Genomic DNA, 12,561 nt, shown 5'->3' on the forward strand with positions numbered 1-12,561 from the left:
GCGGGAAGCCCCCGGGAGGACCACCGTCCTCCCGGGGGCTTCCGGCTGTCCGCGCCCTACGCCCCGAAGCGCCGCCCCACCCAGCGCCAGACGAACTCCAGCAGGGCGGCCGCCGCCACCGCGATGCCGACCGCCGCCCACGGCATGGTCGTGCCGACCAGCTTCAGCGCGAAGAAGTCCTGCAGCCACGGCACCACGAGCACGATCAGGAAGCCGAGCCCCATCGCCGCCACCAGGCCGATCCGCCACCAGGTGTACGGACGGGCGATGATCGCCAGCACCCACATCGCCACCAGGAACAGCGTCAGCGTCGCCGCGCTCGTCTCGGCCGCCAGCGCGTCCTCGCCGCTGTAGTGGTGCCGCGCCACCAGGTACGTGGTGAAGGTGGCCGCCGCCGCGATGACGCCCGAGGGGATCGCGTACCGCATGACCCGGCGTACGAAGTGGGGCTGGGCCCGTTCCCTGTTGGGCGCGAGCGCCAGGAAGAAGGCGGGGACGCCGATGGTCAGCGTGGCCAGCAGCGTCAGGTGCCTCGGCAGGAACGGGTACTCCACCTGGGTGCAGACCACCAGGATCGCCAGCAGCACGGAGTAGACCGTCTTGGTGAGGAAGAGGGTCGCGACGCGGGTGATGTTGCCGATCACCCGGCGGCCCTCGGCGACCACCGAGGGCAGTGTCGCGAAGCTGTTGTTCAGCAGCACGATCTGCGCCACCGCCCGCGTCGCCTCCGAGCCCGAGCCCATCGACACCCCGATGTCGGCGTCCTTGAGCGCCAGCACGTCGTTCACCCCGTCGCCGGTCATCGCGACCGTGTGGCCGCGCGACTGGAGGGCGGCCACCATGTCCCGCTTCTGCTGCGGGGTGACCCGGCCGAAGACAGCGTTCTGTTCCATGGCCGTGGCCATCTCGTCCGGGTCGGTGGGCAGCCTGCGGGCGTCCAGCGTGTTCTCCGCGCCCGCGAGGCCCAGCTTTCCGGCGACCGCCCCGACCGAGACCGCGTTGTCGCCGGAGATGACCTTGGTGGCCACGTTCTGGTCGGCGAAGTAGGCGAGCGTGTCGCCCGCGTCCGGCCGCAGCCGCTGCTCCAGGACCACCAGGGCGGTGGGGGCGGCTCCGGCCGCCGCGCCGGGCGCGTTCAGCTCGCCCTCGGCGCGGGCCAGCAGCAGCACCCGCAGGCCCTGCTCGTTGAGGTGCTCGATCTCGGCGAGGGTCGCGTCGCCCTCGGACAGCAGGACGTCGGGGGCGCCGAGCAGCCAGGCGGAGGCCGTTCCGTCGGCCTCCGCGAACGCCGCGCCGCTGTACTTGCGCGCCGAGGAGAACGGCATCGCGTCGGTGACCGTCCAGCTCTCCGCGTCGCCCCCGGCCGCCGGAGACGCCTCGCCGTCGCCGCGGCCCGCAGGGTACGCGTCGATGATGGCCTGGAGGCTGGCGTTGGGCCGGGGGTCCGAGGAGCCGAAGGCCCGCAGCACCCGCGTCACGTACGCCTCGTCGTTCCCGTTGAGCGGCCGTACCTCCGTGACGTCCATGCCGCCCTCGGTGAGGGTCCCGGTCTTGTCCAGGCAGACCACGTCGACCCGGGCGAGGCCCTCGATCGCGGGCAGCTCCTGCACCAGGCACTGCTTGCGGCCCAGCCGTACGACGCCGATGGCGAAGGCGACGGAGGTCAGCAGGACCAGGCCCTCGGGGATCATCGGGACGATGCCGCCGACGGTCCGGGCGACGGAGTCCTTGAAGTTGTTGTCCTTCACGACCAGCTGACTGATGATCAGCCCGATCGCCGTCGGCACCATCATCCACGTGACGTACTTCAGGATCGTGCTGATGCCGCTGCGCAGCTCCGAGTGGACGAGCGTGAAGCGCGACGCCTCCTCGGCGAGCTGGGCGGCGTACGCCTCGCGGCCCACCTTGGTCGCGGTGAACGCCCCGCCGCCCGCGACGACGAAGCTGCCGGACATCACCGGGTCGCCGGCCCGCTTGATCACCGGGTCGGCCTCCCCGGTGAGCAGCGACTCGTCGATCTCCAGGCTGTCGGCCTCGGCGACCGTGCCGTCCACGACCACCTTGTCCCCGGGGCCCAGTTCGACCAGGTCGCCGAGGACGATCTCGGAGGTGGAGATCTCGGCGGCTACCCCGTCGCGCCGCACGGTCGGCTTCGCCTCGCCGATCACCGCGAGGCTGTCCAGGGTCTTCTTGGCCCGCCACTCCTGGATGATGCCGATGCCGGTGTTGGCGACGATCACGAAGCCGAAGAGGCTGTCCTGGATCGGCGCGACGAACAGCATGATCACCCAGAGCACGCCGATGATCAGGTTGAACCGGGTGAGGACGTTGGCCCGGACGATCTCGGTGACCGAGCGCGACGAACGCACGGGTACGTCGTTGACCTCGCCGCGCGCGACCCGTTCCGCGACCTCGGCGGTGCTCAGGCCGTCCGGCCGACGGGCGGGCGGCGGCTCCCCGGGGTGCGCGGGGTCGAGTTCCGCCCCCGCGTCGATCATGGCCGGCCGGGAGGTCCCGGGGGTCTGCTCCCCGGAGGAGTCGAGTGCCCGCTGCGTCATGGTTCCGACGGTACGGGCGTGCGCGCCGAATCACCCACCGGAGGGTCGAAGATCCGACCAGAGGGGGACGAAGACGGTCCCGTGGTCGTACGGGAGTGAGACCGAAGCGGTCGTACGGGAGCGAGCCCGACGTGGTCAGGCGGGGCGAGCCCGACGTGGTCGGGCGGGGCGAGCCCGACGTGGTCGGGCGGGGCGAGCCCGACGTGGTCGGGCGGGGTGACCGGCGCGGCCTGTGCGGTGGCCGCCGTGGTCGGGCGGGGTGATCCGTCGCGCCCGGGCGGAGCGAGCCCGACGCGCTCAGGCGGAGCGATCCGTCCGGTCGGTGCGGCCCGCCGTCCCGCCGCCCAGTGCGCTGTCGGTCGCCTCGGCCCCCACGGCGTCCTTGGCCTCGGCCTCGGCCGCGTGCCGCTTGATGGCGGCGTCGCGCCCACGGACGTACCAGATGCCGATCAGTCCGAGCCCGGCGCCGGCCAGCGGGGTCCACACCCACCAGGTGTGGCCCCGGTCGGCGAACCAGCCGTAGAAGGGGAGCTGGGCGAGGAAGAGGACGAACCACAGGATCGTGCCGCCGACGACGGTGGCGACGACGGGGCCCTCCAGGGGCTCGGGCGCCTCGTGCTTCGGTGTCCACTTCTCCATGAGTTCAGTGTATGGGGGCCGGCTGACCGGGGGTGTACGGCCCGGACGGACCAAGGGGCCACGCGGGTCTACGCGCGGAGATAGCGATCTTCGCTTGATGTATTCATACTGAATCTGCTTTGGGTTGGCTCGATTTGTTCGTTTGAACATCCAATTTCGATCACCTTTCGCCCCATCGCACCCGCCCCCTCTACGTACGACTGAGGTCACCCATGCCCCCCTCGGCCACCGCTCCGGTCGACTCCCCGCCCCCTGCGGCCCCGCAGCCCCAGGGCAGCCTGGACCGGTTCTTCAAGATCTCCGAGCGGGGGTCGACCGTCGCCCGCGAGTTCCGCGGCGGGCTCGCCACGTTCTTCGCGATGGCGTACATCATCGTGCTCAACCCGATCATCCTGGGCAGCGCGAAGGACATGTACGGCAACCAGCTCGACAACGGTCAGCTGGTCACCGCGACCGTGCTGTCCGCCGCGTTCTCCACGCTGCTGATGGGTGTCATCGGCAACGTGCCGATCGCGCTCGCCGCCGGCCTCGGCGTCAACACGGTCGTCGCGCTCCAGCTCGCCCCCAGGATGAGCTGGCCGGACGCGATGGGCATGGTCGTCCTCGCGGGCATCGTGGTGATGCTGCTGGTCGCCACCGGGCTGCGGGAACGCGTGATGAACGCCGTGCCGAAGTCGCTCCGCAAGGGCATCGCGATCGGTATCGGCCTCTTCATCCTGCTGATCGGCCTCGTCGACTCGGGCTTCGTCTCGCGCATGCCCGACGCGGCCCACACCACCGTGCCGCTCCAGCTCGGCGGCGACGGTCACCTCACCGGCTGGCCGATCCTCGTCTTCGTCCTGGGCGCGCTGCTCACGCTCGCGCTGATCGTGCGCAAGGTGCCCGGCGCGATCCTGATCTCGATCATCGCCATGACGGTCCTGGCCCTGGTCATCGACGCGGTGGCCGGCCTGCCCGACGGGGCGTGGGGTCTGACGACGCCGTCGTGGCCGGGCAACCCGGTCTCCGCGCCCGACTTCGGGCTGCTCGGCGAGGTCAGCCTGTTCGGCGGGTTCGGAAAGGTCGGTCTGCTGACCGGCATCCTGTTCGTCTTCACCGTGCTGCTGTCCTGCTTCTTCGACGCGATGGGCACCATCCTGGGCGTCGGCGACGAGGCGGAGCTGATGGACCAGGACGGCAACTTCCCCGGCATCAACAAGGTGCTGTTCGTGGACGGCATCGCGGTCGCCGCGGGTGGCGGCAGCTCCTCCTCCGCCACCACGTGCTTCGTGGAGTCCACCGCGGGCGTCGGCGAGGGCGCCCGCACCGGACTGGCGAGCGTGGTGACCGGTCTGCTCTTCTCGGTGGCGCTGTTCCTCACACCGCTGGCGACCATGGTCCCGTCGCAGGCGGCCACTCCCGCCCTGCTGGCGGTCGGCTTCCTGATCATCGCGGGTTCGGTGCGGGACATCGACTGGAGCGACTACACGCTCGCGGTCCCGGCGTTCCTCGCGATGGTGATGATGCCGTTCACGTACTCGATCACCAACGGCATCGGCATCGGCTTCGTCGCCTTCTCCGTGCTGCGCCTGGCGGCCGGCCGCGGCCGCGAGGTGCCGGTGGCCATGTACGTGGTCTCGGCGGTGTTCGTCTTCTACTACGCGATGCCGGCGCTCGGCCTCACGTGACCGGTTCCTCCGCGGTGTCGCTGTCCCGGCCTCCCTCACGTGACCGGTTCCTCCGCGGTGTCGCTGCCCGGCCTCATGTGACCGGTGGCGTCACGCTCCCCCGGGCGTCGCCGTAGAACTTCTCCGTCTCGTCGACGGCCGCGTTGAAGCGTTCGTCGAAGTCGTCGCGCATGAGCGTCCGGACCACATAGTCCTGGACGCTCATGCCGCGTTTCGCGGCGTGCTGCCGGAGCCGGTCGAGCAGCTCACCGTCTATCCGCAGGCTGAGCACTGTCGATCCCATGTCCAGCAGGGTCGCCGCCCTGGCGTGCTCCGTGCGTCGCTTTCCGCTCCTAACTCACTCGTTCGGGTGATCAGCTCCCCGCGCGTGTACCACCAGGTGGTATTTAGGTTGGGTAATGAGTTACGCTAACAAACATGCCTGACCTGATCCACGACGGCGACAGTGCCGCCGCCGTGAGCTCCCTCCGCTCCGCCGTGATGCTGCTGGGCCGTCGCCTGAAGCACCAGCGTGTCGACGAGTCGCTGAGCCCCACCGAGATGTCGGTGCTCGGCACCCTGGCCCGTTGCGGCTCGGCCACCCCCGGTGAGCTGGCCCGCAAGGAGCACGTGCAGCCCCCGTCGATGACCCGCATCGTCGCGCTGCTGGAGGCGAAGGGGCTGGTCAGGCTGGAACCGCACCCCGATGACCGTCGGCAGAAGAGGGTCAGCCAGACCGAGCAGGCCGAGGCCATGCTCGCGGAGAGCCGCACCAAGCGGAACGCCTGGCTGTCCCACCTCGCCGAGGGCCTGGACGAGGACGAGTGGGAGACGCTTCGGGCCGCCGCGCCCGTGTTGGAGAAGCTCGCCCACCTGTGACCCCGCGGGCGCGCCGACGGTGATCCGCCGCCGGACCGGAAGCACGAGCCGGTCCGGCCCGGATCACCGCCGGAGCGCCCGTCGTCACGTCCTCGTCGGACCGAACGCCGCAGACGCCCGAGGAGGCGAACCCTTTTGAGTACGGGATCCGGAGCAGACTCCGCCCCCGCACCGACTTCCACCCACGAGAGCAAGACCGGCGGGACCTTCTCGTCGCTGAAGATACGTAACTACCGCCTGTTCGCCACGGGCGCCGTGATCTCCAACACCGGTACCTGGATGTCCCGCATCACGCAGGACTGGCTCGTGCTGAGCCTCACGGGTTCCGCCACCGCCGTGGGCATCACGACGGCTCTGCAGTTCCTCCCGATGCTGCTCTTCGGCCTGTACGGCGGTGTCATCGCCGACCGTCTGCCCAAGCGGCAGATCCTGCTCGTCAGCCAGGCCCTGCTCGGCCTGTGCGGCATCGCGCTGGCCGTCCTGACCCTGTCCGGGGTCGTGGAGGTCTGGCACGTCTATCTGGTCGCCTTCCTCCTCGGCATGGTGACCGTCGTCGACAACCCGGCCCGCCAGTCGTTCGTATCCGAGATGGTCGGCCCCGCGCAACTGCGCAACGCGGTCAGCCTGAACTCGGCGAACTTCCAGTCCGCCCGGCTCATCGGCCCCGCCGTCGCGGGCGTCCTGATCACCACGGTCGGCAGCGGCTGGGCCTTCCTGCTCAACGGGCTCTCCTTCCTGGCCCCGCTCATCGGCCTGCTGATGATGCGCACCACCGAGCTGCACGCCTCGGTGACCGTCCCCCGCGCCAAGGGGCAGCTCCGCGAAGGCCTGCGCTACGTGAAGGGCCGCCCCGAGCTGATCTGGCCGATCGTCCTGGTCGGCTTCGTCGGCACGTTCGGCTTCAACTTCCCGATCTGGCTGACCGCCTACGCCGACGAGATCTTCGACGGCGGCGCGGGCATGTACTCGTTCTTCAACATCCTGATGGCGGCCGGTTCGCTGGCCGGCGCGCTGCTCTCGGCCCGCCGCCGCTCGACGCGGCTGCGGATGCTGGTGATCGCGGGCACGGCGTTCGGGCTGCTGGAGATCGCCGCCTCGCTGTCCCCGTCGGTCTGGCTCTTCTCGATCCTGCTGGTCCCGATCGGCATGCTCGGCCTGACCACGAACATCACCGCGAACACGAGCGTCCAGATGGCCGCCGACCCGGAGATGCGGGGCCGGGTGATGAGCCTGTACATGATGGTCTTCGCCGGGGGTACGCCGGTGGGCGCCCCGATCGTCGGCTGGATCAGCGACACGTACGGCGCGCGCACCGGCTTCGCGGCCGGCGGCGTGATCTCGGTGATCGCCGCCCTGGGCGTCGGCTTCGCCCTCGCCCGCGTCGGCGGCCTCCGCCTGAAGGTCGACCTCCGCCCGGGCCGCCCGCACGTCCGCTTCGTCCCGCGCGAGCAGCTGGCGACGGCTGCGTGAGCGACGCGAAAGGCGCCCTCCCCGGGGGTGGGGAGGGCGCCTTTCGCGTGCGGGGGCGCGGGGTCAGTCGCGGGGGAAGGCGTCGGTCGCGAGGACGAGGCCGACGACGGTCGAGGTGAGGTCGACCGGGGTGCCGAAGTCGAGGCTCAGCACGCTGCGGTACTCGTCTTCCTTCGGGAGGGTGTGCAGGTGCCAGGTTCCGGTGTACGGGTCGACGATGAGGTAGACGGGGACACCGGCGAGGGCGTAGGTGGCCTTCTTGGAGCCGTAGTCGTTGGCGGCCGTGCTCCTGGAGATCACCTCGGCGACGAATTCGATGTCCTGGTGGCGCCAGCGGCCGTCGGCGTTCTTGGACGCGTCCTTCGTGACAGCCGCGACATCGGGCGCGAAGCCGTTGAGCAGCCCGGGAAAGTCGATGCGTACGTCGGTCTTCAGCTGCCGGCGTCCGTAGGTGGTGCGCAACTGCTCCAGGATGTCGAAGGTGATCTCCCAGTGCGTGTCCCGCTGCGGCGACATGTGGACGGTCCCCTCGACGATCTCGACCTTGAATCCCTCGGGGACGGGCTCAAGCCACTCGAACATCATGTCCAGGGTGCGCTCGTCGCTGGTGTCGGCCATGTCGATCCTGTCGGTGTCTACGACGGTCATCGTGCCGCTCCTCCCCGCTGCCGCACGGGCGTGCGGGCAGCCGCGTAGTACAACGATAGGCCCGGCTTCCCGGACACGCCCGGACCTGCCGGACTCCGTACGGCCCTGGCCCCGGAGCGACCCGTCGGTGTCCGGGGTGCCGGGGGAGCGGCCGCGCTACGGGGTGGTGCGGGCCTGGCCGCTCGGACGGTGAGCGGTGCCGTTACGCTCGAAGGGTGGACCCGAAGACCAGAAACCGCATCATGGCGGCCGTGCTCGTACTGATGTTCGTCGTCGTCGCCGTGGGGGCCGCCCTGGGCGGCTGATACCGCCGGCCGCCGACCGCCGGGAAGACATGCCCGTCCGGCGCGTCCGGGGCACACACTTGCCTGGAGTGGACTCGAAGGAGTTGGCTGGGGCGTCATGAGGTACACACAGCTCGGACGCACAGGACTCAAGGTCAGCCGCCTCGTCCTCGGGACGATGAACTTCGGCCCGCAGACCAACGAGTCGGACAGCCACGCGATCATGGACTCCGCGCTCGACGCGGGCCTGAACTTCTTCGACACGGCCAACGTCTACGGTTGGGGCGAGAACAAGGGCCGCACCGAGGAGATCATCGGCACCTGGATCGCGCAGGGCGGCGGCCGCCGCGACAAGGTGGTCCTGGCCACCAAGATGTACGGGAACATGGCCGCCGACGGCGACGCCTGGCCGAACCACGACAAGCTCTCCGCCGTGAACATCCGGCGCGCGGTCGACGCCTCGCTCAAGCGGCTCCAGACCGACCACATCGACCTGTACCAGTTCCACCACGTCGACCGGGACACGCCCTTCGACGAGATCTGGCAGGCGATCGACGTCCTGGTCCAGCAGGGCAAGATCCTGTACGCCGGTTCCTCGAACTTCCCCGGCTACAAGATCGCCCAGGCCAACGAGCAGGCCGCCCGGCGGGGGTCGCTCGGCCTGGTCAGCGAACAGTGCATCTACAACCTCGTCGAGCGGCGCGCCGAGATGGAGGTCATCCCGGCCGCGCGGGACTACGGCCTCGGCGTCATCCCGTGGTCGCCGCTGCACGGCGGCCTGCTGGGCGGCGTCATCAGGAAGACGGCCGAGGGCGGCCGCCGCGCCTCGGGCCGCGCGGCCGACGCCCTGGCCGACCCCGCCACCCGGTCCCAGCTCCAGGCGTACGAGGACCTGCTCGACAAGCACGGTCTGGAACCCGGCGAAGCGGCCCTGGCCTGGCTGCTGACCCGCCCCGGCGTCACGGGCCCGATCGTCGGCCCGCGCACCGCCGGCCAGCTGGACAGCGCCCTGCGCGCCCTGGAACTGGACCTCCCGGAGGCCGTGCTCACGGGCCTGGGCGAGATCTTCCCGGGCCCGGGGCCTTCGCCGGAGGCGTTCGCCTGGTAGGGGCATGAGCGCGGAGAGAACCGGGGGCCTCCCGTCGCGGTGACGGGAGGCCCCCGGTGCTTTCGGCCCGTCCGTCAGCTGAGGGCCTGGAAGTCCAGCCAGCCGCTGGTTCCGACGGCTACGCCGCTCCCGGAGAGGTTGGGGTACAGGTAGAGCTTGTCGTCACCACCGGTGGCGAAGATGTCCGCCTTTCCGTCCGAACTCGCGTCGGGGAAGGCGGTCACCAGCGGTCGGTAGGCCCGGGTCCAGCCGGTTCCGATGGCGGCGGAGGCGGCACCGTCGCCGAGGCCTTCGCCTGCGGGACCGGTCCCCTGGTAGAGGCGGAGCTCGCCGTTGGTCTTGTGGCGGGCGATGAGATCGACGCGGCCGTTGCCGGTGCGGTCGCCCGGTGCCACGAGGTCGTAGTTCGACCAGGATTCGTTGCCGATGAGGACCGGGGCTCGGTCGGCGTCGAGAAAGAAGAACTCCGAACCGAAGTACAGCCAGATCAGGTTGCCTTCCTTGACGAGGAGGTCGGGGTAGCCGGCGACATCGACGGTTCCGTCGTTGTCGGTGTCCAGAGGGCCGTCGACGTCGCCAATGGCGAGGATCTGGTCGGCGTTCTTCCAGTGGTTGTTGGCGGGGTCGAAGACATCGAGTTCCTGTCGGTCGTACTGGCAGGAACGGGAGTGTCCGTCGGCCTGTTCGTCCAGCGCGGTGCAGGCCCAGCCGGCCCCGTTGTTCGGGTACAGGTGGAGGGACTTGCCGCCGTCTCCTGGAATAGCCGCGATGAGATCCTCGAAACCGTCGCCGGTCCAGTCCCCCCGGTGCGTGATGTCGGCTTGGCTGAAGTCACCGTTGCCCGCCATGGTGCCGGCTCCGATGTAGCCGTTGCCCTGGCCGGGGTACAGCCACAGCTCGCCGCTGCCGCGCACGCCGTAGAGGTCGGCGTTGCCGTCCCCGTTGAGGTCGCCGGCCTTGTCGGGGACCGAGAGGCCGTTGGCGTAGAAGAAGTAGGAAGCCTGGTCGGAGCGGTTCTGGGCGGCGTCGAGGCTACGGACGTGAAGCCGCTGTGATCCGGCTGCCGGCGGGGTAAGGACGAGCTTGGCGTCGATGCTTCCGTCGCCATCGAGGTCCGTACCCGGTGTGACCTTGCGGACCGTGGGGTCCCAGTCACTCCAGTACTCGTAGGACGTCACGTCAGCGACGCCCCCGTTGCCGAGGATGAACGTTCCTGCGGTTCGGGCCTGCCCGGTGGTGGACGGCCAGCCGTCGGAGCCGTCGGGAAACTGCTGGGAACTGATGGTGGGTGGAGTGCTGGGCCGGGTGGGATCGAAGTTGAAGCGGCATGTGCCCGGATTGGGATTCCAGGACGAATGGGCGCTCGCGTCGAGAGCCTGCACCTTCCAGCCGAAATTGCCTTTGGCTGCTGTCAGGTACTTCTGCAGGGTCGTCTTGGGGACCTTGACCTTGGCGACGGTGCCGGAGGTGGCGGAGACGATCTGGTTGAAGATCTCGGCGCCGCCGGCGAGGTCATTGGTGCCCCAGAGGCGGAACTGGGCGCGGACTGTTCCGCCGTCCGGGTCGGAGACCTTCGCGGTGAGCGTGACGTCGGTGTTTCCGATCGTCGTGTACGGGGCGACCATGTCGCATCCGCCGGAGCTGGGGATGGTGTCGAGGCTGTTCGGCAGGTTGGGCACCGTGTTGTACACCGTGGAGAGCCTGGCCGAATTGGCGTCGAACTTCTTCCACCCGAAGACGTTGTTCTCATCGCTGTCGGGTGCCTGCATCCCGAAGGTCAGGGTGTTCCACTTGTTGGCGATGCCGTCCTTCGCCGCCGCTGTCACGTCGAAGGCGAGATCGCCCGCGGGGCAGTTCGAGCCCCAGCCGAGCGACTCGTTGACCGTGTCCAGCTTCTTGCGCCGCTCGGGCCGGTTGTTCCAGGTGGTGGACGCGGAGATCGCGCTGGTCGCCCAGAGCTCGACGGGCTTGTTCGTGCACGACCAGGACCAGGTGTTCTTGATCCGGAAGGTCGAGGACGAAACGATCTTCTTGGTGGACCACAGGTTGGACGAGTTCATGCGGAAGTAGGAACGCGCCAGGCCGTTGGTCTCGTTCTCGTACCCGACGCGGGCGGTCGTGGTGCCCTTGACGCCGTTCCAGTTGGCCCCGTTAAAGTAGGAGCTGTTCGGGTTTCGCTTGTAGGCGATCGTCCAGGAGTGGCGGGAGCCGGAGACGGCCGGGTCCAGCAGGACCGGGTACTGCGTGTCCTTGCCCGTCAGAAGGTCCTGGTCCGGGGTGAGGCGCAGCTTCCCGTCCGTGACCGCGAGCCCCATGTTCGCCTGCTGCGCACCGTATCCGGGCTCGAACTCATCGGCAGGCGGCGGCGGTCCGGTGGGAGCGCTGCGGGCCGAGAGGGCGGCGGCGGGCGCCGCGGCGGTGCTGCTGTCCCACATCATGGGGGAGGGCGCGGTGAAGACCGTCTCGCCCGCCGGGTTGACCGCCGTGAAGTTGCCGTGGGCGTCCGTGCTCGCCTTCAGGCCGTCTGTCTCCAGGCCGAAGTGGACCTGCCTGAGTGCCGGATCCGCGGCGGCTTCGGGGGTCTTGACGACCAGGAGACTGGTGAATCCCGCGGGGTTCGCCTTGACCTTGAGGTCGACGTCGGTGAGGACGTTGCCGTAGGTCACGGTGTCGCCGTCGACCTCGGGTTCGGGCAGTGCGTCGGGCCAGGTCCAGGACATGCTGCGGCCGTCGCGTACCACCGTCGCCAGGGGCCCTTCGCCGCCGCCGGACAGGCGGACGTCCACTTCGGTGGCTTTCGGCGACAGGGAGCCGTCCGGGCGTGACTTCAGCGTGGTGTCGATCGAGACGAGTTTGCCGTCCTGGCGTACGAACTTCGGTAGCGCGTAGGTGTCCTGGGTGAAAGTCCCGTCCGCGTTGGCGAACACCTGAGTCGTCTCGGTGCGCTGACTGAGGACTTCCGCCGGCCGGCCGGTTTCCGCGGCCTCGGCCTGTGCCGCGGCCTCGGGGTCCGGCTTCTGCCCCGCCGAAATCGTGGCGCCCTCGGGCTCCGCGGCGGAGGCGTCGGGCAGTTGCTGGGGTCCGCCGAGCGTCATGAGTGCGGCGAGGGCCGCAACGCCCGTGATTCCCCCCTTTGTTCTCCATCTGGCCTTGCGTCGCAATAGTTCCATTGAAGAAGTCCCCTCCCGGATCAGTTCGAGTCGCACCCTAGAACGTGAGGGAAGCGTGATGAAAGTGGCTGCCCTGTGACGTTGCCGCAGCTCCTGCGGTCTGAGGTCTTTATTTCGCCATCTTTGTTTCATATGCCAATGAATTGCACATGTTTTCTT

General features: G+C 69.5%; 9 protein-coding genes and 1 pseudogene. 5 read left to right on the forward strand and 5 right to left on the reverse strand.

Annotated features, from left to right (window positions below):
- Positions 1-56: 56 nt before the first annotated feature.
- Both PSQ21_RS19820 and PSQ21_RS19825 read right to left on the reverse strand, forming a co-directional pair.
- Complete coding sequence (locus PSQ21_RS19820) at positions 57-2,558, reverse strand: HAD-IC family P-type ATPase (protein WP_274031961.1); 2,502 nt, start codon at positions 2,556-2,558, stop codon at positions 57-59.
- 297 nt (positions 2,559-2,855) lie between these two features.
- On the reverse strand, positions 2,856-3,197 hold the full coding sequence (locus PSQ21_RS19825) for a DUF2530 domain-containing protein (protein ID WP_274031962.1): 342 nt from the start codon (positions 3,195-3,197) through the stop codon (positions 2,856-2,858).
- Positions 3,198-3,409: 212 nt separating this feature from the next.
- Between PSQ21_RS19825 and PSQ21_RS19830 the strand changes: the two genes are divergently transcribed.
- Entirely contained in the window at positions 3,410-4,864 is a 1,455-nt protein-coding gene (locus PSQ21_RS19830; RefSeq protein ID WP_274031963.1) for an NCS2 family permease, read from the forward strand.
- 73 nt (positions 4,865-4,937) lie between these two features.
- Here the strand turns inward: PSQ21_RS19830 and PSQ21_RS19835 are convergent, their stop codons facing one another.
- Entirely contained in the window at positions 4,938-5,147 is a 210-nt protein-coding gene (locus tag PSQ21_RS19835) for a hypothetical protein (RefSeq protein ID WP_274031964.1), read from the reverse strand.
- Positions 5,148-5,281: 134 nt separating this feature from the next.
- On the opposite strand from PSQ21_RS19835, the gene PSQ21_RS19840 reads away from it, so the two are divergent.
- Together PSQ21_RS19840 and PSQ21_RS19845 are read left to right on the forward strand one after the other, a co-directional pair.
- Entirely contained in the window at positions 5,282-5,722 is a 441-nt protein-coding gene (locus PSQ21_RS19840; protein WP_007452526.1) for a MarR family winged helix-turn-helix transcriptional regulator, read from the forward strand.
- A 135-nt stretch (positions 5,723-5,857) separates the two neighbouring features.
- Positions 5,858-7,192: an MFS transporter gene (locus tag PSQ21_RS19845; RefSeq protein WP_274031965.1), complete on the forward strand. Its 1,335-nt coding sequence runs from the start codon at positions 5,858-5,860 to the stop codon at positions 7,190-7,192.
- 63 nt (positions 7,193-7,255) lie between these two features.
- Here the strand turns inward: PSQ21_RS19845 and PSQ21_RS19850 are convergent, their stop codons facing one another.
- Positions 7,256-7,840, reverse strand: coding sequence for a Uma2 family endonuclease (locus tag PSQ21_RS19850; protein WP_274031966.1), 585 nt, complete (start codon positions 7,838-7,840; stop codon positions 7,256-7,258).
- A gap of 112 nt (positions 7,841-7,952) precedes the next feature.
- Here PSQ21_RS19850 and PSQ21_RS37885 point away from each other — a divergent pair.
- Both PSQ21_RS37885 and PSQ21_RS19855 read left to right on the forward strand, forming a co-directional pair.
- Positions 7,953-8,033 (forward strand): annotated as a pseudogene (locus PSQ21_RS37885) (RNA 2',3'-cyclic phosphodiesterase); the annotation flags it as partial.
- 209 nt (positions 8,034-8,242) lie between these two features.
- Entirely contained in the window at positions 8,243-9,232 is a 990-nt protein-coding gene (locus PSQ21_RS19855; protein ID WP_274031967.1) for an aldo/keto reductase, read from the forward strand.
- 74 nt (positions 9,233-9,306) lie between these two features.
- On the opposite strand, the gene PSQ21_RS19860 is transcribed toward PSQ21_RS19855, so the two are convergent.
- On the reverse strand, positions 9,307-12,327 hold the full coding sequence (locus PSQ21_RS19860) for a VCBS repeat-containing protein (protein WP_274031968.1): 3,021 nt from the start codon (positions 12,325-12,327) through the stop codon (positions 9,307-9,309).
- Positions 12,328-12,561 lie beyond the last annotated feature (234 nt).

Origin of the sequence: Streptomyces sp. MMBL 11-1 (genome assembly GCF_028622875.1) — a bacterium.
Taxonomy (GTDB): domain Bacteria; phylum Actinomycetota; class Actinomycetes; order Streptomycetales; family Streptomycetaceae; genus Streptomyces.

Excerpts from the sequence above, each read along its gene's own strand:
- PSQ21_RS19855 (WP_274031967.1), top strand. The coding sequence starts at position 8,243 with ATGAGGTACACACAGCTCGGACGCACAGGACTCAAGGTCAGCCGCCTC.
- PSQ21_RS19860 (WP_274031968.1), bottom strand. The coding sequence starts at position 12,327 with ATGACGCTCGGCGGACCCCAGCAACTGCCCGACGCCTCCGCCGCGGAG.
- PSQ21_RS19830 (WP_274031963.1), top strand. The coding sequence starts at position 3,410 with ATGCCCCCCTCGGCCACCGCTCCGGTCGACTCCCCGCCCCCTGCGGCC.
- PSQ21_RS19850 (WP_274031966.1), bottom strand. The coding sequence starts at position 7,840 with ATGACCGTCGTAGACACCGACAGGATCGACATGGCCGACACCAGCGAC.
- PSQ21_RS19835 (WP_274031964.1), bottom strand. The coding sequence starts at position 5,147 with ATGGGATCGACAGTGCTCAGCCTGCGGATAGACGGTGAGCTGCTCGAC.
- PSQ21_RS19820 (WP_274031961.1), bottom strand. The coding sequence starts at position 2,558 with ATGACGCAGCGGGCACTCGACTCCTCCGGGGAGCAGACCCCCGGGACC.
- PSQ21_RS19840 (WP_007452526.1), top strand. The coding sequence starts at position 5,282 with ATGCCTGACCTGATCCACGACGGCGACAGTGCCGCCGCCGTGAGCTCC.
- PSQ21_RS19825 (WP_274031962.1), bottom strand. The coding sequence starts at position 3,197 with ATGGAGAAGTGGACACCGAAGCACGAGGCGCCCGAGCCCCTGGAGGGC.